Here is a 22,639-nt window from a genome sequence, read left to right on the forward strand (position 1 = left end):
GATTGGACTTATTTGACTTTCCGCCTCGATAGCCGGTGCGGTTGCCTGTCCCCCCAGTTAGTACATACGTGCTAATGGCGGCTGCCCTGCACTGCTGCTAGGACGAACCTCGGCCACTCAAGGTTGAGGAACATGACCGGTCAGCACATCATCCTTGCGGATGATCATCCGATATTCCGAGAAGGACTGCGCAGGCTGGTTCTGCGCGCCCTGCCGGGTTCGGATGTGCTTGAGGCAGGGGATTTTGCCAAGGTGATCGCATTGGCGAGCGAAAAGCCCCCGGGGCTTTTCGTGCTTGACCTTCACTTCCCGGGATTTGCCGCTGAAACGTCGATCCGTCGCCTCCGCCGCGACTATCCCACAAGCTCGATCCTTGTGATCTCGATGAACGACTCGGACGCCACAATTAAGCGGGTGATGGCGCAAGGCGCGGACGGCTTCGTTTCCAAAGCGGCAAGCCCGGAAGTGATCGGCAATGCGGTTGCCAGCGTCATCGATGGCGAAATCGTGGTCGTCGATGCCGCCATGGCCTCCGCTTCGCATATCGACCAGGACGGCGCAGCCACCGAGCGCCTTTCACCGCGCCAGCGCGAGATTCTGACGCATATCTCGCTCGGCCGCAGCAACAAGGAGATTGCACGGGAGCTTGGCATCTCACCCTACACGGTGCGGGTGCACGTATCCGCGCTGTTCAAGTTGCTGGGCGTCAGCACCCGTGCCGCAGCAGCGGCGACGGCCAAGGAGATGGGCCTTTAGGTCAGCCTTCCACCCGCAACGGGTGTATCAGCTTCCAGGCAAATGCGGGTCAACGCCGCTCGCAACTCCGGCGGCGCGACTGGTTTTCCGAGGACCGGGATGCCGGCCCTGTGAATCGCCGAGAGGGTGGCTTCGTCGCTGCGTCCGGTCAGTACGATGGCAGGCAAATGCGAGCCTATCCGGCCACGGAGTTCGGCTATGATCGTGAGCCCGTCCTTGCCTGTGCCCAGATGCATATCGGTCAGGATTGCGTCGTATTCGCCTCCAATTTCTTCCTGACCCATCCACGCGGTGACCTTGCAGCCCCACCTTTCCAATAGACTGGCGGTTGCCAGCCGTACCTTTTCATCATCCTCCACAAGGCAGATCCGCCTGCCGGACAGCGGATGGTTGAGCACCGCGGGCGGCGGGCCGGCGTCAACGGGCGCAACGGGCTCAAAACCGGAAATGAGAACAGATGTGCCGATGCCGAGTTGCGATGCGAGCGTGACATCGAGGCCAAGCAGGCCTCCGAGGCGCCGAACGATCGACAGCCCCAACCCCATGCCCTCGACGGTCGGAAGGTTTTCGTTGATCTCCAGTCGAACATACTCGGAAAAGACTGCCTCCGTATGAGCTGGATCGATACCCGGCCCGGTGTCGGATATCTGCAGGTTGGTGTGCCTTCCGGCTCGCCGCAGGCCGAGCAGTATCCGGCTTCCGGGCGCATATTTGAACGCGTTACTCAGTACGTTCTGAACCATCGTGAAAAGCAGATTCGGATCGGTCTCGACCCAGCATTTGGTGGGTACGAAACGCAGCGTGCAACCGGCCTTCGACGCAAGCTCGCGATTCTGGTGAACAACGCGCCGCATAAAGGCGCCGAGATCGACCGGTACGGGCCGGGGCTCAACGCCACCGGTTTCGATGCGCGAGATGTCCAGCAGCGATGCGAATAGATTGGTGACGGAATCGACCGATTGATCGACACTTGCCAGCATTTGTTTCTGTTCGCGCGACAGGCGCGTTGCCTTGAGACTTGCCGTCAGCAGACCAATGGCATGGATCGGCTGCCGCAAATCGTGACTGGCCTGTGCCAGAAACCGCGATTTGGCGAGGTTGGCCTCCTTGGCCTCAAGATTTGCAGCCTTCAAGCCGGCCAGCGCCACGGTCAGTTCCGATACCTTCGCATCAAGCGAGAGCGTCAGGTCGTGATTAGCGGTGAGAAACCGATGCATTCTCAGCGCGAGAATTGACAGGATCATTGCATACAGCAGCATCATCAGAGCTATCGGCAGATCGGCCAGCACCCCGGACTCAACGATGTGAGCCACGCCAAGCACAGGCACTGAGGACCAGATACTCGTGAGTGCGGAGCGAAGAACCGCATGCTGAGACGAAACCGCGCCCAGCGCAGTACCGCCAAGCGCGAGCGAATAGACCGCCAACAGGTTGAAGCTGCCCGCAGTCACGCCAAGCGCTCCCGCTGCCCAGACAAGTCCCACCGCGCCGGTAAGAGCCGTATGGGCATAACCTGCCCGGATGAGGCGCTCGTCGGAATATGCGCCCGTGGCATGCGCGCGGCACAGGAAACCGAGCGTAACCGAAAGCAGCAGCATTGCACCCAGCCACAAGAATGGCCAACGCGCTTCCGGCAGCGCCGAAACCATCATGGAACTTGTCAGCAGAACAACGCCGACATGGACCATCCAACCCTGGAAGCCCAAGTCAAACAGATAGCGGAGTTGCCAGGGTTCAGTTTTGAGAAATGCACTTTTGCGCACGAAGTCAGTCTCGGGCGAAGGAGTTTGTGTTTTGCCATCGCCGGAAACTATCGACAACTGTGGGCACGAACCGGCCGCTTCCCTTCGCTTGGAAGCTCGCCGAGGAAATTTTCTTAGCCGAAGATATTTTTCGTCACCAACTATGCAATTGGCCGCACCGGCTTCTCATGTCGGACACTCAGACTTTTTTTCTACTTAAATCAAAAGCCGACAGCGTAGCGCAACGCCTAAAGAAATAGCATCGAACCGCGAATTTCATGCTCCGTCGTGTAACACGGCAACCTGCCACGTGACGCAACTGGCCAACAATTGCCGGCGCCTATCAAGAAGGTAATGATCGCGATCGCTCGAGCATCCGTACGAGGTCCACCTGACGGCGCGCGCCGGTCTTCTGGAGAGCCGACTTGAGCTGATTTCTTACAGTGTGGATGCTGACGGAGCGCTCGGACGCCAGTTCCTTCAGCGTCCGACCGCCGGCAACGCCAAGCGAAACGGCCATTTCCGCGACCGTCAGACCGTGAAGCTTCGCAAAGGCCTTGTCGGCTGAATGGTCGTCAGGGACCGGACTAATGGTGATCAGCAGGCAGATGCGCTGATAGGCCAGCACGAGGGGGAAAAGTGCGATGGGATGCGCATCCGGTTCGAACTGCGCAAAACGGACAATGTGCGACGTCGCGCCAGAACCTTCTTCTACGGAGATCGTGGCAGCGACCGGCGTCTCGCCGCGCAACATCGCAGCCAGACACCATTCCAGCGTACCTGCCGCTTCAGGGTTGTTAAAGGTCGCGCGCCCCGCCCGATCGTCACGCACCACGGCGCCGTCGCGCAGCATCTCCTGGCCACCATCGTTGGCATATAGAACGAAGCCGCTGTCAGCCAGCAGTAGTACCCCGGCTCCGCCGCGGACTAAGCCCTTGCGCAGCAGGTCCAGTTCAAACGATTGCCCGGCAAGTGCCCGGCTGATCTCGAATGCCTGCTGCAGGTGCGGAGTGAGATGCCCGATCGTTCGGAGCCACGGTCCCTCCAGCCGTGCCTCGTCCTTGAGCCGGATGTTGCCGCCAAAGGCCAGCATGCGGGTCTGGTCCCTGAAAAGGAGCGCACCGCCGCCTGCCGCCACATTTTCCTGGGGGCGAACCCAATCATTGTAGAACTCGGTTCTGATCAGGTCCGCTTTGGGACACATCCATTCGGACGGCAGGACGGTTCCGGGCTCGCCTCTTGCGAAGCCCGCCGCCCAGGCATTCATCGTTCCATAGTAACTGCCATAGGATTCGATGTAGTCGGGATCGTATCCCGACGACGTCAGACCTAGCGAAATTCCCGCCGGAATGTCGAAACCGAAAAGATGTGTCTTCACGCCACCGGTGACATGCGTCAGCTCGACCAGAAAATCCTCCCAGCGGCTCTGGTCAAGCACGGCGCTGTATATCAGGGATGTCAGTTTCTTGTAGGACGCAATACCAATATCGGCATCAGCCACTGCTTCCACCCCCGGCAGACAAACACAGTAGGCGACAGCTTAGCCATTTCTAACCGACGCTCAATGCCCGGTATGCAAGAGGAATCGGCCTGACGACGTTCGGCAGCGCGAACGTCATCCGAAAGCGCGGAACGTCACCATATTCTGGCGGCTATGATCCTGTGTAGCGCTCGCCGCACTTGGATATCCATTGCCGGCTGGCTGCGATGGCTCCATCGGCTGCCAAGGCGCGCCTCCACAACTGGTTTCCCTCGAATACCACCGCCAATTCTACGCCGGACGCGGCTGCGCCGAGATGCTCGGCGAGGCGATAGGCGATATCCTTTCCGTTGAAATTGGACATCGTCCCGGTGTGCGAGAGATAGAGCGTATGGCCGACATATTCCTCGGCTGGCGACCCGTCCACCGCAACCATCAGGGAAAGAGGAACCTTAACTTCGCCGGGTGCGCGTTCCTCGTCAATCAGGGGTTCTGATTCCGATCCTTGGAGTGTCAGCCCGAAGCCGACCTTGTCCGACTCGCAGGTCAGGATAAGAGTGACGGCAGGTTCATGCATTCCGAATATCTCGGCCTCTTTGTCACTCAAATAGCGCCAGGTATCCCTCGCAGCCGCAGGAGCTGAGAAGCTTGCTGCCAGGACGATTGCTGCAAGCAGCCGTACCGATGTCACTACCACGATGCCTTCCATCCCCTTGACGGTTTTTCCATCGCTCAGCGCCAAGACGCCAGCCACCATGATCGGCAGACTAACTCTGCGAGCGTATCCGGGCATGAACCAAATGGATCATGCGAAAACCCTGTCGGCCCATTAAATCGCATCCAGGAATTCGTGAAACGGGCTGGTTCGGTGGAAGGAGGCTGCCCGTTGCTGTTGGTTGCAACAGGAAGCCAACAATCCGCGCCCTGCTTAACGCCAGAGCGACCCGGACGGGCAAAGCCACAAAGGCAGACGGCGTAATGCGGTCACGACCAGGCCCGTATTCAGGGACTTCGAACACGTAAGGCTTCAGGCACCGGCGCTGGCCACCGCTCGCGAGCTCGCGCATCTGACGCCCGGAAGGGCTGTAGGAGACAAACGCATGGCGATCAGAACGTTCTTGGTGATTGTGGCTCTGCTGATGGGTCCGATTTCCGCGGCCCATGCGGACGGCATGCGGAAGCTGATGAGCCAGATGCAGTTCGGCGAGCAGATAGCGGCAGAGGAGTTGCGGGCGGCCATCTCAGCTGGCGCGGACGTCAATGCCCAGTACATGGGGGGCTGGACGCCGCTGACGCTGGCCGCGTCCAGTCAGACCAATCCCGAAATAGTGCGCACGCTGGTCGCGGCGGGGGCGGATCCGGCAAAACCCGCATCGACCGGCACGACGGCGATGGGTTGGGCCATTGGCGAATCGAAGATCCCGGCAGCGGTTCTCGAGGCACTGCTCGGTGCCGGTGCGGATCCCGATGCTGTCGTCGAGCCATATTACGGCAACACGGCACTCCTGCACTCGGTCTTCCACCGACGGGCTGATTATCTTCCCCTTTTGATCGCTGCCGGCGCCGATTTGGAAGCCCGCGATTCGGACGGCAACACACCGCTGCACCTTGCCGCGACGCTGGCTTCGTCATCACCTGAAATCGCTCGCGCGTTGGTTGAGGCAGGTGCCGACACCGAGGCGCGAACCGCCGGCGATGTGCTGGCGGGCCGTACCGCGCTTATGAAAGCCGCCTGCTTTTTTGAAGCCAATCCTGCTTTGGTGAGGGACTTGATTGCCCTTGGCGCAGACCCGATGGCCGAAACGCCGGGAATCCTGGCCAAGACGGCTCTTTTCGAAGCACTGAGCTGCTCCGGCAGCACGCCGGAAATTGTTCTCATGCTGCTGGAGGCCGAGCTTGCCGCCAATTCGGAGTTCCTCAACGACGCGCGGGTGACAACGAAGGCGTTGGTCGAGGCGGCTCGATGGAGCAAGAAGCCCGAGATTGTACGCGTATTGCTTGAAGCAGGCGGTGACCCTCAACGGGCTATGAAAGCGGCCGCCGAAAATCCCGCCATGCAGGGTTTCGACTGGGCCCCCTATCTCCAAGGCAAGTGAGCCACGCGTGCCGACCGGGACGGCGATGTAATGCGCCGGTCGATTTTCCGGGCAAGAACATTTGGCGCTTTGGTGGCAGCCGTGCTGTTCGCGGGGGCAGCGCAGGCCGCCGAACCGAGCTGCGAAACCCTCAACCGGCTTTATGACAATCGCTACGTTGGCGATTTTGCGATCGATTGGGAGACGTTCGAGATCGGCTTTTCTCTGCCGCTGTTCGACTGTGTCGAGGGGGACAAGAACTATGTCCTTGCAAAAGCGATATATGACCTCGAGCGGTTGCGCCCCTCCAGTGAAAATGAACCCGATTGGTATGCCGAGGTCTCTGCCTTACTCATAGAGCCCGGCAACATGATCCGTTACATTCCTGAGATTGACCTCGCGCCCAACTCTACGGCCCGCACTGTCCGTGATGGCGATCAGGCGGCGATCTTTATTCTCGACACCTACGTGCATTCGACCGAGAGATTGCGGCCTGCATATGTGCTCGTTCACGAGGCCTTTCATTTGCGGCGCGATGACCCAGGCCATGTAGTCTGTGTGGCGGGGGTAAACGCGGGCAAACGCGTTTGCGATGAGCGCCTGGGCGGCCCGGCAACTTTGTCCAGAGGCAGCGGCAACAGCCACGAGTTCCTCTTCCTGCTGGACGTGCGTGACAGCGTAGCCGCAACGCCGGAAATGAAGCAGAACGCGCAGCAACAGCTTCAATACCTCGCCGACAACATGTTCAATTCTGTCGATGCGGATGCTTCTCATCGATACGGCTTGAAGAACCGTTAGTTCATCAGAGTTCCTCGGCGCAAAGATGCGCGGAACAGCGACATCGATTCCGCTCCCGGGCACCATCTCGGCAAAACCAGAAATCTACCAGGGACCCCGCGTCGGTCGGCGTTTCGACGATGTTTCTCGTCGCGACCTAGAGCGACCCTCCTTACCCGATCCGTTCAGCTTCCAAAGCCGGAAACCCGAGGCGTACCGACAACTGGCGGCCGGCCTTTTGCACGGCGGGTACATACAGATCATCGAAAGCGTCCCCGCGGAACACCGATTCCGGTCCCGAGATATCGATCGACGCCACGACATTGCCTTCCGCGTCGCGCACCGGTGCGGATACGGAGCAGCCTCCGGCTTCGGCGATGCCGTGGCTGATCACGATCTTGCGCTTCTCGGCTTCGCGCACGGCTTTGCAGAGCGCTTCGCCGTTCGCTGGAGTCAGTTCGGTGAATGACCGCATTCGGGTTCGCGCAAACATCGCGCGTATTTCATCATCGTCGAAATCGGACAACAGGTGCCAGCCCAACGGCGAAGCGTATGCCGGAAAACGGTGACCGACATTGACATTGCTGAGGTAGCCGAGCCGCGACTGAATGCAGTCGAGGAACAACACCTCGGTGCTCTCCAGAATTGCCAGATGGCTCGAAATACCGGTTTCTTCGGTCAGCGCTTCCAGCACCGGCCGCGCCGTCTGGATAAGCGACTGCCCGGCCAGATAGGAAAATCCCAGGTTGAGGACACGCGCACCCAGCGTCACGCTGTGGCCGCCATCGGCGTCTTCCACGAAACCCATGTCCTTCAGCGTATAGACGAGACGAAAAACCGACGACCGGCTCAAGCCCATCTCGCGGCCAATCTCGCTGACATTCATCGGCCGTTCCGCTTCGGCGAGAATTTCCAGCACGCGGAGGCCGCGGAAAAGCCCGGGCACGAAATACGTGTCGTGATTCTTGTGCTGCTCGCTCATTTCAGGACCATGCCGTTTGCCCGCAACATTTACCACAGACCAAACGGGCAATCCCACACGAACTGCCGTCCTTCAGGCCTTTGCTCCCTGCGTCTGCGATCCTGCCCGTGCAAGCGCGAGGCTGGCAGCCGTCGCACCGAGCGCCAGCCCGGTCATGACCAGCGAGCTGGCATACGGCCCCACGGTTGCCCAGAACAGAAGCCCGCCGCTGATCAGCAGACAAGTGCGTGCAAGCCAGCTCACCGGGCCGCGCCAGTATCCGCCGACCACGATTGGCAGGATGTAGAACATGATCAGCGCCAGCACCGTGTCGAAAACGACCTCGGCAATCGACGGATCGATAAGGCTCGAAAAGGCAAACATGAAGGGAATGATGTAAAGCGCCTTCGCGATCTTCATGCTCTCCCAGCCGGTTCGCATTGGCGGAGCGTCGGCGATCCTCGCTCCGACAAATGCGGTCATACAGATTGGAGGCGTGATCGTGCTGTCCTGCGCGAACCAGAAAATGATGAGGTGTGCGGCCAGAACGGATATTCCCATGTGCTGCAGAGCACTGGCGCCCAACGCCGCGATGATGACGTAGGACGCTGTCACCGGCAGGCCCATGCCGATCACGTATGACATCAGCCCGATCAGAACCACAGCTATGATCGCGTTTCCGCCCGACGCACCGATGAGGATGGACGTCACTTTGGTGAGAAGTCCGGTGTGGACGATCACAGCATAGATGATCGCAGCGCTTGTGATCAGCGCCGCGATTGTCAGCACCACGCGCGCAGCTGCCTCAAGACCCGTCAGCAGTTTCGACGGCGTTATCCATGTCGAACGGCGGACGTAGGAAATAACCACCGTCATGACCACGCAGGCCGCGGATGCGTAAAACGGCGTGAAGTTCATCAGCAACAGTGCGATCAGCACGAAGATCGGCACGAAGATATGCCCGCCTTCCGCCAGAACCGTGCCCAGTTTCGGCAACTGGTCGACGGGCATGCCGGCCATCCCGCGCTCAGCGGCTTTGATATCAACGTAGAAATAGATCGCCGCGTAGTAGAGAAGTGCGGGCGCTACCGAGTAGAACAGGATTTCGACGAGCGGTATGTCAGTCAGGCTCGACATAACGAAGATGCCTGTTCCCATCAGGGGCGGCATCAGACCGCCTCCTACCGATGCAACCACTTCGATCGCCCCCGCTTCATAATTGCGGAAGCCGAGCTTCTTCATCATCGGTATCGTCATGGTGCCGGTGGTGGAAACGTTCGAGATCGAGCTGCCCGAGAGCATTCCCATCAACGCAGAACTGATCACCGCTATTTTCGCCGGGCCACCGCGACGGTGGCCGGAGATCGCAGCCGCAAAATTGGTGAAGATCCTGTCTCCTCCAGACAGGCGCAAAAAGACGCCGAACATCAGGAAGGTGAAGATGAAAGTCGCAACCAGTCCGGTGATGAAATTGAAGATGCCTTCGGCATCCATGTACATCGTTTCGATAAACCGCTCAGGCGACATACCGGCGTGTTTGAAGATGCCCGGCCATATCGGGCCCGTGAGCGCATAGACAATAAAAACAAGATTGAGGACGACTATCGTCGATCCAACGCTGCGGCGCGTGGCTTCGAAGATCGTGACAAGTGCCACGATGCCCATCAGGAAATCGGTCGTGGGAACCTGGTTGTAGCCGACGAAACGGTCCAGCCAGCCGTCGGCGCTCCAATAGGCCCACCCGAATGCGGCGAGCGCGGCCAGCGCCAGCACCCAGTCCAGAAGGCTGGGATTGCTGGCGTGGCTGGATTTCCAGGCCGGGTAGAGAAGCAGCGTCAGCGGGATCGCGAAGGCGAGAAACAGGCTTCTGGCCTCGATCTGATCCGGCGCTACGGTGAAAGCAAAGTAGAGCGTGAGGCACGTCAGAGTGGCGCATACCACCGTGACTGCGGGCCGCAGCAGACCGCCGGGCTGGCGTTGCTCTCGGGGAAACGTCTGGTCCCGATCCGCTTGCGCGCCTTCGTAGTATCGCCTGAGCATGTTGTTCCCCCCGAGAAAAGGGTGCGCACAAGGCGCACCCTCAGGCAGCTACAAGAGTTCTTAGTTCCAACCGCGCTCTTTGAAGTAGCGCTCGGCGCCCGGATGAACCGGAATGGGCAGCCCTACATGCACTTCTTCGGGGCTCCAGCGGCTGAAGCCGCCATAAGCTTCGATCATCCGGTCGTGGTTTTCGGCGAGCGCCTTGACGACACGATAAACGATCTCGTCGTCCATCTCCGCGGTCGTCAGGATTACGGTCGACAGGTTGACGGTCGGGATGTCCTGATCCTGTCCCTCGTAGGTGCCTGCCGGGATGACAGAAGGCACGTAGCCCCACTTTTCGACGAGCGTGGCGCGGACATTTTCGGGCAAAGGCATGATGCGGCCGTTTCGCGCAGCGACGGCCTGCTGCATGTCGGCGGAATTGGTGCCGACGGTATTTGTATAGATATCGATCTGGCGATTGGCGAAGGCATCCGCGAGGCCCTGCTGTGCACCTTCCATGACGGAGCTGCCCTGTGCTTCCAGACCGTCATAGTCATAGCCGTATTCCATCAGGATCTTTTCCTGCGCGAAGAAGTTCGACGATCCCTTCTGGCCAACGCCAATGCGAACCGTGGCACCGTCCTTCAGCTTGCTGAGAATGTCCATGTCGACACCCTCGGCGATCACCAGATGAACGGTGTTCGGCACGAGGTTTGCCACGGCGCGCAGATTGCCGAAGCCCTGGTCTGGATAGACTTCGTTGCCGCCCTCGTATGCAAGCTTGAGGAAAGGGCCATACGAGAGGCCGAACTGGGCCGCACCGCTGCCGACCGCAAGCGGGTTGCCAACCGCACCCTTGCCGGGGACCGTGGTCATGGGCTGGCCAACATAGGACTCGTTCACGATGTCCGACACCATGGCCGCGGTCGGATACCAGGTTCCGGTCGGTCCGCCGGAAATGAACGTTGCAATGTCGTGTGTATCCTCCTGGGCATTTGCCGGCCCAGAAATACATGCCGCGACCGCAACCATTGCGACGCCCAGCTTCGTCATCATATTCATAGTTCTCACTCCCTTAGTTGAACCGAACGGCGGCGGTCGCTGTTGTTCCTGACCGATTTCGCCGTGTGATTGATCGTCGCCAGGCCATGTAGCATCCCCTGCTATCTGGCATCGACGAATTCGCTGTGTGCGCCTCCCATTGGCCGCGCACTCTTGCTGACATTCAGGATGGCGCGCGCTTCCTCAGACGAAGCGATCTCGCCGCCGAGGTCTTCGACGATCGAGACCGCCTTGGCGACGAGTTGCGCATTGTCGCGGCACAGCTGCCCCTTCGAGATGTAAACGGTGTCCTCCATGCCGATGCGGACATGGCCGCCCAGAAGCAGGCTCTGCGCAAGCATGGGGAACGCCCACCGCCCGACGCCGAAAGCGGCCCACTGGACACCTTCGGGAAGCGCTGAAACGAGAAATGCCATGTTCTGGGGCGTGGCCATCGCTCCAAAGCGAACACCGAGGACCAGCTGAACCATCAGCGGCAGATGAAGCTCGCCGGTATCGATCATATGCCGCATCAGGTGGAGATCGCCGGTGTCGAAAATCTCGATCTCCGGCTTCACACCGCTGGCATAGATGCGCCGTGCCATGGTCTGGACGCTGTCCGGCGAATTGATGACGCTGGCTTGCCCGGACCACATCGTATTGAGGTCGAGCGTGCAGATATCCGGCCGCAGCGCCTCGACATGCGCGACGCGCTTTTCCGGTACGCAGAGCGTCGAGCCCGGCGCGGCCGATCGCGGATCGCCGGGCGACGGGATAAATCGCCCGCCCTCGCCGGTCGTCAGGTTGATCAGCACCTCCCGGTTCTGGTCGCGAATTCTGCCGACAAGCTCCTCATAGAGCTCCAGCCGCATCGAGCCCGCTTTAGTCTCCGGGTCGCGGACGTGGAGATGGACAATGGCCGCGCCCGCCGACGCCGCATCCAGGGCAGCCCGCGCAATTTCGGCCGGTGTGACGGGCAGGTTCGGATTTTGCGACGGGCTGGTCAGGTTGCCGGTAACGGCCGCCGTCAGGATTGTCTTGCGCTCAGCCATTTTATGCGACCGCCTCCAGAGTGTCGGACAGCGCCTCGCCCAGACGTCCGACAATCAGGTCGACTTCGGCGCGCGTAACCGCATAAGGCGGCGCCAGAAGAACATGGTCGCCTGCGTTTCCGTCGGCGCATCCCTGCGCCGGGTAGCAGAGCATGCCATGGGAAAGCGCGGCAGCCTTGAGACGATTGGCGACAGCATCCTCTTTGGCGAAGGGCGTTTTCGTCGAGCGATCCTGAACAAGCTCCAGCGACCAGAACAGGCCGCGACCGCGAATGTCGCCGACATGGGAGTGCTGGCCGAAGACGGCACGCAGCTGCGTTTCCAGGTAACGCCCTGTTTCACGCACATTCGACAACAGGTCGTCATCTTCCATCACGTCCAGAACCGCGAGCGCGCCGGCACAAACCACGGCGTGCGACATATAGGTATGTCCGTTCCAGAGCTGGCCCGACCCGCGCCCGATGGCATCGCAGACGTCCTGCGAGGCAATCACCGCCGCGATCGGCTGATAGCCCGCGCCGAGCCCCTTCGCCATGGTGACCAGATCGGCGTGTACGCCCTCCTGCTCGAGGGCAAAGAGCGTTCCCGTGCGGCCGGAGCCGCACATGACTTCGTCGGCCACGAACAGGACGCCGGTTTCGTCGCAGATTTCGCGGATACGCCTGAAGTAGCCACTGGCCGCCGGCTGGCTTCCCAGCGTCGCGCCGACAATCGGCTCAGCCACGAATGCGGCAACGTTATCCGCGCCCACCTCGGCGATCTTCTCAGCCAGCTGGTTGGCCATGCGAAGGCCGAACGCCTCCTCGGTCTCCCCTTCCCAGCGGAAGCGGTAGTCGTAGCAAGGGTCGATATGATCGCAGTCTGTGAGAAGCGGTGCGTAAGGTGCGCGCCTGCCGGCGTGTCCGCCAACCGAAAGCGCACCCAGGGTGTTGCCGTGGTAGCTGGACCGGCGTGAGATGGTCCGTCCGCGCGAGGGCTGGCCGCGCTCCAGGTGATACTGACGCGCAAGCTTTAGCGCTGCTTCCATCGCCTCCGAACCGCTGCCCAGAAACATCGCCCGGCCGTTTCCGGTTCCGGGCGGCGCAGCCTTAATCAGCCGCTCTGCCAAACGTTCGGTCGGTTCGTTGGTGAAGAATCCGGTATGGGCAAATGCGGCCTTGCCCAACTGCGATATGATCGCGTCCCGGACACGATTCTCGGAATGGCCGAGGCAGGAAACCGCCGCGCCGCCGCAGGCATCGAAATAGCGTTTCCCATTTGAATCAATGAGATAGTTTCCCTCACCCCGAACCATCGTGGGCAGGGAATCATCGAATTTTCGGTGCAGGACGAAGCTCATGCCAAACCGTCTTGTATATCAAACAGTGTTTTGTATATTAGACAAACTGCTTCGATGCAAGGTGCAGTTTTCGAAGGAAGAGCCTAAGCTCCACCCATGACCCACGCATTTGACTCGCTGAAGGTGCTCGATCTGACCCACGTGCTCGCTGGGCCGTTCTGCGCTTATCAGTTCGCACTGCTGGGCGCTGACGTGATCAAGATCGAGCCGCCGGCCAATCCGGATTGCGCACGTGGCCGCGGCCCGGACGCAGGGCTGAACGCGGCTGGGCTCGGCCTGACCTACCAGGTTCAGGCGGCCAACAAGCGCGCGCTGGCTCTTGATCTCACCCAGCCGCGTGGCCGCCAAATTCTACGGCAGCTGGCTTCGCAGGCAGATGTCCTGATCGAGAATTTCTCCAACGGCTCGCTCGACAGGCTGCAATTGGGGGCAGACGACCTGCGCAAGGAATGGCCATCGCTGATTTATTGCTCGATCACCGGCTATGGCGATGCGGGACCCCGGGCACAGACCGGGGCTTATGACAATGTTATCCAGGCCGCATCAGGCGTCATTGCCCAAAGCGGCGGCCACAAGCCCGGTCTTTCATTCGTCGACTACGCGACCGGCTATGCTGCGGCATTCGCCATTTCGGCCGCGCTCGTCAAACGCGCAAACACAGGGGTCGGCTCCGCCATCTCCGTTTCGATGCTCGAAACTGCGCTTTCGATGATGGCTCCCGAGGCGGCGGCTCTCGACTTCGCGGCCGGTCCGGCGAAGCGTCGCGAAGCCGGCATTCTCTCATACGAAACAGCCGAGGGAACGCTGGTTCTGGGTGCCTTCACGCCGGCGCAATACCGAAAACTGGGCGATTGCCTCACCGCCATCGGCATCTCGATCCCGCCGCTCAGTCAATGCAATGATTGGCCGGACGTGTGGGATCATTCCGGGGAACTCGAGCCTGCGCTCGCTGCTGCCTTCAAGACGCGGCGGGCCGACGACTGGGTCGATATCCTCCACGCCAGCGACTTGCCCGCCGAACGGGTTCAAACGCTTGCCGAAGCAATTCGGGCGCCGCAGATCGACGCGCGCGACTATTTCGCCGCGCATCCGGCCGCTCGCGATATCCGGCTGCCGCTGGGCCCCAGTCGGTTTTCTGACGGCGGGCCGGCGATCAGGCGCGCGCCGCCACGCCATGGAGAACACACGGACGAAATTTTGACCGGCTTGGGCATTTCACGCTCCGACATCGCCGCGCTCAGGGCTGAGGGTGTTGTGTCTTGAGAGATCGTTTCGAGCCGGTCACCCCGAGCATATTTTCTTCACTTCCCGAAGAGCATCACTATCGCGGCGCTCCCTCGCCCTGGGCCGCGATGACACGACCGGGCCAGACCCTTCACTCGTTTCTGGAGGCGCCCTTTTTCGACGCGAATGGCGACCTCTGGCTCTCCGATGTGGCTTGCGGCCGTGTCTTCCGTGTTTCCCCGGATGCCCGCTGGCACGTTGAACATGCATATGATGGCGCGCCCCACGCGATGCGCCATCGGGCGGACGGACGCGCCCTTGTCGCAGACTATTATCGCGGCCTTGGCTTTCTCGACGGGAACAACTTTGTGCCGACTACCAGCGGGCTGCCTGACAAGCCCTTCATCGGTCTCTCCGACATGGCGCAGGACGCCGACGGCAATTTCTGGGTCACCGATTCCGGCCGCAGCAGCTTGTCGGACCCGACGGGATGCCTGTGGCGATTTGAAAGTTCGGGGCAACTGCGGCTCGTGCTTTCGAACATCCCCTACCCCAACGGCGTCGCCCTCTCGCCGGACGGTGTGCATGTCTATGTCGCCGTGACCCGAGCCAATCAGATCTGGCGCATCTCGGCCGCTTTACCTGCCTCCGACCCGCCGATGGCAGGCGTGTTCCTGAACCTCTCCGGCGGCCTGGGGCCGGACGGGCTGGCCACGAACGCGATGGGCTGGTTGGCGATCGCGCAGGCACAGGCGGGCCGCGTCTACGTCACCGACAGCCTCGGCGACCCGATTGCGGAAATCCGCCTGCCAGCCGGGCGCTGGACGACTTCTGTCGTCTTTGCGCCGGACAACCCACGACGTCTTTTCATCATCGAAGCCGAGCACGGTTCGATCTATTCGGCAGAACTGTAGACACAAGGACAAGAAATGAACCGTGACCAACTTCAGGGTTTCGTGCCCGCTGCTGTGACGCCGTTCTCCGACAGCGGCGAGATCATGTTCGACGCCTTTGCGGCCGTGCTCGACTTTCTGATCGCTCGCGGCGCGTCGGCCATTTGCGTAGCCGGCGACAACGGCGAAAGCTGGGCCCTTAGCGCCGCTGAGCGCGGGCTTCTGGTGCGCTTCGCCAAAGATCATCTCGGCGCAGACACTCCGGTGATCCTGGGTATTTCCGCGCCAACGATGAAGGGTGTGTCGGAGTATATAGGCGCGGCGGAAGAAAACGGGGCGGATGCGCTTTTGTCGATGCCGCAGACCTACGTGCTCAAGGCATCGGATGACGAACTGAAGGCGCGCTTTGAAAAGATTTCTGCGGCCACCGACCTGCCGATCATTCTCTACAACTCACCCCGTAGGGCGGGCATCAGCCTGAGCGTCGATCAGATCGAGAACCTCTGCAACGCAGCCAACATCATCGGGCTGAAGGAGTCCCAACGCGACTTCTTCCACCACAGCCACCTCCTGCAGCGGCTGGCAGAGCGGATTTCCGTAATGACCGGACCGTCGCATTACATCCTGCCGGCGTTCGGGCTGGGCGCGCGCGGCTTCATCGCGACCGGGCCGGAGTTCATTTCGGCCCGGCCCTCCGATTTGGCCGAGATTGCCCTGGCGCCGGGTTCGCAGGCCTTCCGGCAGGCTCACAACGAACTGACCACGATCTATGAAACGCTGATGCGCGTCGGCACCTGGCCGTCCGCACTCAAGGCGACGCTGGAGTTGATTGGCGTGCCGGCAGGCATTCCGCGTGACCCGGTGCTGCGCCTCGGTCCCGCCGATACCGATGCGCTGCGTGCAATGCTGGACAGCCTCGGACTCAGGCGCCAATGACCTCCGCTTCAATGCCCAAGCGAACCGACGCCGACCTGCGCTTCCGGTTCAACGGAACCGAATATTCCGCGCGCCCAGGAGAGACCCTTGCGGCTGCGCTTCTGCGCGCCGGAGTTCCAATGCTGAGCGAACCGGCAAGCGACGCGCGCGGTGCGTTCTGCTGGATGGGCTGGTGCCAGGAATGTCGCGTGCGGCACGAAGGGCGCTGGGTCGAGGCGTGCCGGCTTTTCGTTCACGACGGTCTCGAAGCGCACGGCAGGCGGGCTGACGATGCAGGATAGCTGGGACATTGCAGTTCTCGGCGGCGGACCGGCAGGCGGCGAGGCAGCGCGTGCCGCCGCGGCATATGGAGCTCGCATTGTCCTGATCGATGAACAGGCAAGGCCCGGCGGTCAGGTTTGGCGCGCAAAGGATACAGCGCGCGAGGACGTTGGCGACAGCTCCGAAACGGCGGCCGGCAATCTGCACCGCGCCAGGCTGGAAAAGAGCACCGTCACTTTTCTCAGCCAGGCGCGCCTTTGGCACATCGAGCGGGCGGAGGACCAATGGCATCTTCACCTACTGGTCGACGGCTGCAGCCAACGCCATGCCGCGCGGAGCGTCATCCTTGCCCCCGGCGCGCGAGAGTTCGTTCAGCCCTTTCCGGGCTGGACCACACCTGGCGTATTCGGCCTGGCCGGCGTCACGGCGCTGATGAAGTCCCAGCAGTGCCCGCCAGGACGCCGCAGCGTCGTATCAGGCGGCGGCCCGCTCGCCATTTTCGCGGCGTCGGAAATTCTACGGCTGGGCGGTGAAGTCGCAGCGGTCGTTACGCCGAATTCAAAAGCGGAATGGCTGCGCTGCTGGCCCGAATTCATGGCCAACCCTTCCCTCACTCTTCGTGGCGCAGAGATGATGATGCGCCTCAAGCGTGCCGGTGTGCCTATCCTTTGGCGCCATCTGGTGTCCCGCGCTTCAGGCGACCCAACATTGCGCGCTGTGCAGGTAACGCCCTGCCACGCCAACTGGACACCACGCGGAGGCGAAAGCGCAATCGAAGCCGACGCACTGTGCGTCGGGCATGGACTGGTGCCTAATTCCGAAGTCGCGGTTCTGGCAGGATTGACCCCTCAATATGACGCCCAACAGGGCGGCTGGATTGCCGCCTCCGGTCCCCTGGGCGAGACCGAACTCCCCGGCCTTTATCTCTGCGGCGACGGCGCCGGTCTGCGCGGGGCAGCGGCATCGCAAAATCAGGGCGCACGGGTGGGCGAAGCGGCGGCGATGGCGCTGAACGGTCAGCGCCCCGGCAAGACCTCGCACCGGACAAGCGCTGCCGAACGGTTCGGCCGTGCGATGACCCGGCTAGCAATACCGCAACCGGGACTGGCGAGACTGACCGATGCTGACACCATCGTGTGCCGCTGCGAGGCGATCCCGCGCCGAAAGCTTGACGCGGCGATCGATGCCGGCGCGACCAGTCTGGATGCGCTCAAATCCGCTACCCGCTGCGGCATGGGCCCTTGCGGCGGCAAATACTGCCTGACAAATGCGGCCCGGCTGATCGGCGAGAAGACCGGCAAGCAGCTTGCAGACATCCCGCCGCCAGTGCCTCGCCCGCCGCTGTTCCCGCTTCCCGTCGATGCCGTCGGAGCTGGTTTCGACTATGACAACCTTCCCATTCCGGCGCCCGCTCCCCTATGAATTCGAAATACGACATAGCGATCGTCGGTGGCGGCATCATGGGCTGCGCAACCGCGCTGCGCCTGGCCGAAGGCGGAATGAAGCCGGCGATTTTCGAAAAAGGCGATCTGTGTCAGGGCGCGTCAGGGGTCAATGCCGGCACACTCAGCCTTCAGATCAAGCGCGTACGCCTGATGGAATATGCGCTTCGCGGCCACGAAATCTGGGAGAGCATGGGCGATGCCGTCGGCTTCCGCAAAACCGGCGGGTATACCCTCGCGTTCAACGGCCGCGAGGCAGAGCTGCTTGAGCACCGCCAGAACCTGAAGCGCGAAGCCGGCGCTCCAATCGAGTTCGTCTCGACCGACGATCTGCGGAAATCCGAACCCGGCATCGCACACAGCGTTGTCGCCGCCTCCTATTGTGCGGAGGACGGCTACGCCAATTCATCGCTCACGGGGCAGTATTACCGCGCACAGCTGAAAGCAGCCGGCATTCCGTATTTCGAGCGCAGCGCCGTCGATGCAATCGAGACCGACGGAAAAGGCTTCACGCTGAAAATCGCGGACACTGCCGTATATGTGCCCCGGCTGCTTCTCGCGGCAGGCGCATGGCTGGGCCCGCTGGCTGCAAAGCTGGGTTTCGATCTGCCTGTAAGAGCGCGCGTAAATACGGTGTCGGTAACGGAGCGGATGCCCCCGCTATTTGCAACCGTGATCGGTCACGCGACCGGCCTTTTGACGATGAAGCAGAAACCCAATGGCACGGTTCTGATCGGAGGCGGCTGGCAGGGGCTTGGCTCGCCGGAAACAGGCCGGGGTCGCGTGAACGCGGAAACTCTGGCGCCGAATGTGGCGCTGGCCTGTCATGCCGTGCCGGCACTGAAGACCGCCCGGCTTCTGCGCAGCTGGACCGGCTTCGAAGCCAACGTCCCGGATTTCTATCCCGTGGCCGGTGCGGTACCCGGCGTCGAAAACGCGTTCATGCTGGGCTGCGTTCGCGGCGGCTTCACCATCGGCCCCTACATCGGCCAGCTGATGGGCGATTACATTCTGGGACGCACTCTCGAGCGGCCGCTGTTCGAGACCGGCCGAAAATTTGAAGGAGCAAATTGAATGTCGACCGCAACCTCTGATCCCGCGCGTCTCGACGGCAAGACGGCCGTCATCACCGGTGGCGGAACCGGCATCGGGTCGGCTGTTGCGAAGGTTCTGGCCTCCGCCGGGGCGAATGTCATCGTGGCGGGGCGCCGCGCTGAACTGCTGCGCGTTGTGGCGCAGGCGACAGGCGGCCATGCCGTGACCTGCGATGTTCGGGACGCAAACGATGTTGCAGCCCTTATGGCAACAGCAGTGGATCGTACCGGGCGCCTGGACATTCTCGTCAACAACGCCGGGGTGCCCGGCCCCATTGCCGACGTCGCGGATGTCGACATGGACGCCTGGCGCGGCTGTCTCGAGATCAATCTCTTCGGCGCAATGAACTGCCTTCAGGCAGCCGCCCGCATCATGCGAAGCCAATCATCCGGATCGATCATCAACATGTCGTCCCTGATGGGTTTGCAGGGATACCCGATGCGCACCGCCTATTGCGCTTCGAAATTCGCGCTGGTCGGTATCACCCAGGCGATGGCGCGCGAGCTTGGGCCGCATGGCGTGCGGGTCAACGCGCTGCTTCCCGGTGCGGTGTCGGGCGAGAACATGGACGAGATCGTTGCGCGCCGCTCGAAAGCCGAGGGTCGTCCGGCCGCCGATATCATCCGCGACAGCTATACAGACCCCTCCGCGCTGAAGCGCTGGGTCGACCCGGAGGAAGTGGGACGCGCCACCCTTTTCCTCGCATCGGATCTGTCATCGGCAACGACCGGCGAGACGATCAAGGTCGACTGCGGCCGGTTCTGATCGCAGCGCCGGGTCCTTTGGAGAAGGCACCGCATCGCCAAGGTCGATGGCAATGACCTTGGGCAATCCCCGTGCATACAGCCGGGCATTTCGCCCGACCCATTGACTCCGATGCGCCGCCGATTAGTGTCGCCACCGGTCAAGGTTCTTTCGACTCGGTTCGACCGGGCTGAAAGCTAAGAGGGAATCCGGTGCCCCGTCGGGAAATCCGGAGCTGACCCGCAACTGTAAGCGGCGAGCCGCTTTGCCGATCAACGTCACTGGCCCGAAATGGCCGGGAAGACAGGCAAAGCAGCGACGACCCGCAAGCCAGGAAACCTGCCTGACTGAATAGAGTTCCGTGGTCGGGGATTGCCACAGGAGCGCGCGCTCAAGCGGTCCGTGTGCGACCTCTTCAAGCGCCGTTTCCACTTCCCCGTCCGCAACAGGTCGGGGATTTTTGCTTTGGGACTCCACGAACACACCGGAACCGGCACCGCGCGCGGCGGCAAGGCCGTTCTTCTGCTCGCGAAGTCGGCCTTTGCCGCGGCTCCGCATCGGGAGATGCAACGCATTGCGGCCATGGTGGGCCTCATGCCGGGCGTGACGAAAGCTCTTTGCTGCTTCTCCGAGCAGGGTTCGCCGTCGCTTCGCGACGCGCTGCGGACGGTAAGCGGCGGTTCGTTTGCGACGATCGTGATCGTTCCACTGGTGCTCCCGATGGAACCGAGCTTCCACAACTGGCTGACGCGCTCGCTGAAGCGCTGGCAGGCCGAGGACGGCTTTGCCTGGCCGCAGGTGCGAATAGCGCGCGACATTGCACAGAGCCTTCATTTCGAGCCGCTGCTGGCGGCGCTTGTCGCGGGCACGGCGGCAGAACCGCCTGTCCTGCCCGATTCCGTTCACAAGCCGGAAGGCTCGCTGGTGCCCGCGCAAAAGCGGCGGGTGCTCGTCTGCGAAGGTGGCGCCTGCAACGCGGCCGGCGCCGATGTGATCTGGGGACACCTGCGCAACCGTCAGGTCGAGCGCAAGCTGCGCCTGACCGGCGACGGCACGATGACGGCCAAATCGACCTGCCTCGGCCCATGCAATCTCGCGCCCGTGCTGCAGGTGTTTCCTGAAGGCACCTATTACGGCGGCGTCACCGAAGCCGCTGTCGACCGTATCGTCGAAGAGCACCTCGTCGGTGGGCACGTCGTATCCGATTTCGCCTACGCACCGACCGGCCGCAAACAGCGGCTGCGCACCATTCACCCAAAGAACCCTGAGAAACCCAAAATCTAGGAGAGGTCACATGAACCGCATTCCGCGACGCGCATTCGCAGCAGCGGCCGTATCGGCAGCCGCATTGCTGACGGCGATGGCACCGGCTTCCGCACAGGAGGCGCTGAAGGTGGGCGCCACGTTCCTGCTCGGCAGCACCGATCCAACCGCCGGCTCCGCCGGCTGGGCGCTCGCCAGCCATGGCATCGGCGAAAAGCTCTTCATGGTCGACAAGGACGGAAAGCTGGTGCCAGAACTGGCAGCGCGCGCCGAACGCAGCGGCGAGCTTGAATGGACCGTCACGCTCCGGTCCGACCGATATTTCTCCGACGGAACCCCGGTCACCGCCGCGGCAATCGGCGAGGGTTTCACCAACACATTCGAGAAGAGCAAGACGGCGGCAGCGACGGGCGGCAAACTCACTTTCGAAACGGTGGACGGACTGACGCTGAAGGTGACCACGGAAAAGCCGGTGCCGCTGATCCAGGCCCTGTTCGCCGAATGGCCGCTGGTTGCCTATACGCTGAATGACGCTGGCGAAGCGGTTTACACGGGCCCCTACGCCATCGCGGAGCTGAAGGCAGACTCACATCTGGAACTGGCACCGAACGCGCATTTCGACGGCACGGAGCGTTCGCCGATCACGCTGCGCAAGTTCGGCGACGCCCAGACGATGGCACTTGCCTTCGAGGCAGGCGAACTCGACCTAGCGTTCGGCCTGCCTTCGGAGGTCCTTTCCCGGCTCAAGGCCAATGCCGGCCTGACCGTAAAGAGCTTCCAGGTCGGCTACCAGTATTTCGGTTTTCTCAACATCGCCCGCCCCGCATTTTCGGACCCAATGGTGAGGCAGGCCGTCGATCTCGCCATCGACCGGGATCAACTCGTAGCCGCAATCAATGGCGGCCAGCCGGCGACCGGGGCCTTCGCACCCTATTTCCCGTTCGCCCCAATCGAGCCACGAATGAGCGACCTTGAAAAGGCGGCCGGTTTGCTCGACGAGGCCGGCTGGACATTGGGGCCAGACGGAATGCGCGAGAAGGACGGACAGCCGCTGAGGATCGAGGCTTTCGCCTATCCGCAGCGCCCGGACCTCGTGACCATGCTGCCAGTGGTGAAGGCCGCACTTGCCAAAGTGGGCATCGATGTCGGCACGCAGGTGGTCGAGAACCTGAACGAGGTCGCGGCCTCGGGCGAGTTCGACATCTTCCTGTGGGCACAGCACACAGCGCCGAGCGGCGATCCGGCCTTCTTCCTCAATTCGATGCTGCGCAGCGACGGACCGCTCAATCACGCGCGCTACGGAAGCGACGAATTCGACGCCATCATTGCCGGCTTTTCGACGTCCGGCGATATCGAGCGTCGCGCCGGGATCGCGCTCGATGCCCAGCAGAAGCTGTTTGAGGACGTGCCGGTGACGTTCCTCGTCTCGCCGGCCTGGCATGTCGGCGTTTCAGAGCGGCTGTCGGGCTACGAACCGTGGGGCTCGGATTACCACGTCATTCGCCCGGATATGGGCGAGACGCGGTAGCAACC

Annotated in this window: 20 protein-coding genes and 1 riboswitch; of the genes, 12 read left to right on the plus strand and 8 right to left on the minus strand. The window is 61.9% G+C overall.

Translation table 11 applies throughout. The features are described from left to right. Positions 1–132: 132 nt before the first annotated feature. Entirely contained in the window at positions 133–756 is a 624-nt protein-coding gene (locus EP165_RS02875) for a response regulator (protein ID WP_127520041.1), read from the plus strand. Here the strand turns inward: EP165_RS02875 and EP165_RS02880 are convergent. From EP165_RS02880 to EP165_RS02890, 3 genes are all read right to left on the minus strand, one after another. Further along, on the minus strand, positions 753–2,408 hold the full coding sequence (locus EP165_RS02880) for an ATP-binding response regulator (protein ID WP_164742939.1): 1,656 nt from the start codon (positions 2,406–2,408) through the stop codon (positions 753–755). The genes EP165_RS02875 and EP165_RS02880 overlap by 4 nt on opposite strands. A gap of 433 nt (positions 2,409–2,841) precedes the next feature. Further along, the gene (locus EP165_RS02885) at positions 2,842–3,999 is read right to left on the minus strand and encodes a helix-turn-helix transcriptional regulator (RefSeq protein WP_127520043.1); all 1,158 of its coding nucleotides are present in this window, start codon (positions 3,997–3,999) and stop codon (positions 2,842–2,844) included. Between the two features lie 151 nt (positions 4,000–4,150). Beyond that, on the minus strand, positions 4,151–4,720 hold the full coding sequence (locus EP165_RS02890; protein ID WP_127520044.1) for a hypothetical protein: 570 nt from the start codon (positions 4,718–4,720) through the stop codon (positions 4,151–4,153). A 358-nt stretch (positions 4,721–5,078) separates the two neighbouring features. Between EP165_RS02890 and EP165_RS02895 the strand changes: the two genes are divergently transcribed. Continuing rightward, complete coding sequence (locus EP165_RS02895; protein ID WP_127520045.1) at positions 5,079–6,074, plus strand: ankyrin repeat domain-containing protein; 996 nt, start codon at positions 5,079–5,081, stop codon at positions 6,072–6,074. A 30-nt stretch (positions 6,075–6,104) separates the two neighbouring features. After that, positions 6,105–6,851, plus strand: a complete 747-nt coding sequence (locus tag EP165_RS02900) for a hypothetical protein (protein ID WP_127520046.1) — start codon at positions 6,105–6,107, stop codon at positions 6,849–6,851. Between the two features lie 151 nt (positions 6,852–7,002). Here the strand turns inward: EP165_RS02900 and EP165_RS02905 are convergent, their stop codons facing one another. From EP165_RS02905 to EP165_RS02925, 5 genes are all read right to left on the minus strand, one after another. Next, on the minus strand, positions 7,003–7,812 hold the full coding sequence (locus EP165_RS02905; RefSeq protein WP_127520047.1) for an IclR family transcriptional regulator: 810 nt from the start codon (positions 7,810–7,812) through the stop codon (positions 7,003–7,005). Positions 7,813–7,884: 72 nt separating this feature from the next. Continuing rightward, a complete protein-coding gene (locus tag EP165_RS02910) occupies positions 7,885–9,831 on the minus strand; it encodes a TRAP transporter permease (protein ID WP_127520048.1) in 1,947 nt (648 codons plus the stop codon). A gap of 60 nt (positions 9,832–9,891) precedes the next feature. After that, entirely contained in the window at positions 9,892–10,878 is a 987-nt protein-coding gene (locus tag EP165_RS02915) for a TAXI family TRAP transporter solute-binding subunit (RefSeq protein ID WP_127520049.1), read from the minus strand. A gap of 101 nt (positions 10,879–10,979) precedes the next feature. Next, positions 10,980–11,909: a beta-keto acid cleavage family enzyme gene (locus tag EP165_RS02920; protein ID WP_127520050.1), complete on the minus strand. Its 930-nt coding sequence runs from the start codon at positions 11,907–11,909 to the stop codon at positions 10,980–10,982. Position 11,910: 1 nt separating this feature from the next. After that, a complete protein-coding gene (locus tag EP165_RS02925; RefSeq protein ID WP_127520051.1) occupies positions 11,911–13,248 on the minus strand; it encodes an aspartate aminotransferase family protein in 1,338 nt (445 codons plus the stop codon). A gap of 96 nt (positions 13,249–13,344) precedes the next feature. Here EP165_RS02925 and EP165_RS02930 point away from each other — a divergent pair, with 96 nt between their 5' ends. The 9 genes from EP165_RS02930 to EP165_RS02970 all read left to right on the plus strand — a co-directional run bounded on the left by EP165_RS02930 (position 13,345) and on the right by EP165_RS02970 (position 22,634). Further along, the gene (locus EP165_RS02930) at positions 13,345–14,511 is read left to right on the plus strand and encodes a CaiB/BaiF CoA transferase family protein (RefSeq protein ID WP_127520052.1); all 1,167 of its coding nucleotides are present in this window, start codon (positions 13,345–13,347) and stop codon (positions 14,509–14,511) included. After that, a complete protein-coding gene (locus EP165_RS02935; protein WP_245439973.1) occupies positions 14,508–15,386 on the plus strand; it encodes an SMP-30/gluconolactonase/LRE family protein in 879 nt (292 codons plus the stop codon). The genes EP165_RS02930 and EP165_RS02935 overlap by 4 nt, the downstream gene beginning before the upstream one ends. Before the next feature lie 15 nt (positions 15,387–15,401). Next, entirely contained in the window at positions 15,402–16,301 is a 900-nt protein-coding gene (locus EP165_RS02940) for a dihydrodipicolinate synthase family protein (RefSeq protein ID WP_127520053.1), read from the plus strand. 11 nt (positions 16,302–16,312) lie between these two features. Then, a complete protein-coding gene (locus EP165_RS20810; RefSeq protein WP_501981652.1) occupies positions 16,313–16,582 on the plus strand; it encodes a 2Fe-2S iron-sulfur cluster-binding protein in 270 nt (89 codons plus the stop codon). Next, complete coding sequence (locus EP165_RS02950) at positions 16,572–17,984, plus strand: NAD(P)/FAD-dependent oxidoreductase (RefSeq protein ID WP_127520055.1); 1,413 nt, start codon at positions 16,572–16,574, stop codon at positions 17,982–17,984. The genes EP165_RS20810 and EP165_RS02950 overlap by 11 nt, the downstream gene beginning before the upstream one ends. After that, a complete protein-coding gene (locus EP165_RS02955; RefSeq protein WP_127520056.1) occupies positions 17,981–19,078 on the plus strand; it encodes an NAD(P)/FAD-dependent oxidoreductase in 1,098 nt (365 codons plus the stop codon). Before EP165_RS02950 ends, EP165_RS02955 begins: the two co-directional genes overlap by 4 nt. Further along, positions 19,079–19,864, plus strand: a complete 786-nt coding sequence (locus EP165_RS02960) for an SDR family NAD(P)-dependent oxidoreductase (RefSeq protein ID WP_127520057.1) — start codon at positions 19,079–19,081, stop codon at positions 19,862–19,864. A 125-nt stretch (positions 19,865–19,989) separates the two neighbouring features. Further along, a riboswitch (cobalamin riboswitch) is annotated at positions 19,990–20,203 on the plus strand. Between the two features lie 105 nt (positions 20,204–20,308). Then, positions 20,309–21,127: a (2Fe-2S) ferredoxin domain-containing protein gene (locus EP165_RS02965; RefSeq protein WP_245439975.1), complete on the plus strand. Its 819-nt coding sequence runs from the start codon at positions 20,309–20,311 to the stop codon at positions 21,125–21,127. Positions 21,128–21,137: 10 nt separating this feature from the next. Next, entirely contained in the window at positions 21,138–22,634 is a 1,497-nt protein-coding gene (locus EP165_RS02970; protein WP_127520058.1) for an ABC transporter substrate-binding protein, read from the plus strand. Positions 22,635–22,639 lie beyond the last annotated feature (5 nt).

The sequence above is a fragment of the Mesorhizobium sp. Z1-4 genome, assembly GCF_004000235.1.
GTDB lineage: Bacteria > Pseudomonadota > Alphaproteobacteria > Rhizobiales > Rhizobiaceae > RCIO01.

What these genes read in the sequence shown, in the direction of transcription:
- EP165_RS20810 (WP_501981652.1), top strand. Translation starts at nt 16,313, where the DNA reads ATGCCCAAGCGAACCGACGCCGACCTGCGCTTCCGGTTCAACGGAACC.
- EP165_RS02930 (WP_127520052.1), top strand. Translation starts at nt 13,345, where the DNA reads ATGACCCACGCATTTGACTCGCTGAAGGTGCTCGATCTGACCCACGTG.
- EP165_RS02960 (WP_127520057.1), top strand. Translation starts at nt 19,079, where the DNA reads ATGTCGACCGCAACCTCTGATCCCGCGCGTCTCGACGGCAAGACGGCC.
- EP165_RS02955 (WP_127520056.1), top strand. Translation starts at nt 17,981, where the DNA reads ATGAATTCGAAATACGACATAGCGATCGTCGGTGGCGGCATCATGGGC.
- EP165_RS02910 (WP_127520048.1), bottom strand. Translation starts at nt 9,831, where the DNA reads ATGCTCAGGCGATACTACGAAGGCGCGCAAGCGGATCGGGACCAGACG.
- EP165_RS02940 (WP_127520053.1), top strand. Translation starts at nt 15,402, where the DNA reads ATGAACCGTGACCAACTTCAGGGTTTCGTGCCCGCTGCTGTGACGCCG.
- EP165_RS02900 (WP_127520046.1), top strand. Translation starts at nt 6,105, where the DNA reads ATGCGCCGGTCGATTTTCCGGGCAAGAACATTTGGCGCTTTGGTGGCA.
- EP165_RS02875 (WP_127520041.1), top strand. Translation starts at nt 133, where the DNA reads ATGACCGGTCAGCACATCATCCTTGCGGATGATCATCCGATATTCCGA.
- EP165_RS02905 (WP_127520047.1), bottom strand. Translation starts at nt 7,812, where the DNA reads ATGAGCGAGCAGCACAAGAATCACGACACGTATTTCGTGCCCGGGCTT.
- EP165_RS02920 (WP_127520050.1), bottom strand. Translation starts at nt 11,909, where the DNA reads ATGGCTGAGCGCAAGACAATCCTGACGGCGGCCGTTACCGGCAACCTG.
- EP165_RS02895 (WP_127520045.1), top strand. Translation starts at nt 5,079, where the DNA reads ATGGCGATCAGAACGTTCTTGGTGATTGTGGCTCTGCTGATGGGTCCG.
- EP165_RS02880 (WP_164742939.1), bottom strand. Translation starts at nt 2,408, where the DNA reads ATGATGGTTTCGGCGCTGCCGGAAGCGCGTTGGCCATTCTTGTGGCTG.
- EP165_RS02970 (WP_127520058.1), top strand. Translation starts at nt 21,138, where the DNA reads ATGAACCGCATTCCGCGACGCGCATTCGCAGCAGCGGCCGTATCGGCA.
- EP165_RS02925 (WP_127520051.1), bottom strand. Translation starts at nt 13,248, where the DNA reads ATGAGCTTCGTCCTGCACCGAAAATTCGATGATTCCCTGCCCACGATG.
- EP165_RS02950 (WP_127520055.1), top strand. Translation starts at nt 16,572, where the DNA reads ATGCAGGATAGCTGGGACATTGCAGTTCTCGGCGGCGGACCGGCAGGC.
- EP165_RS02915 (WP_127520049.1), bottom strand. Translation starts at nt 10,878, where the DNA reads ATGAATATGATGACGAAGCTGGGCGTCGCAATGGTTGCGGTCGCGGCA.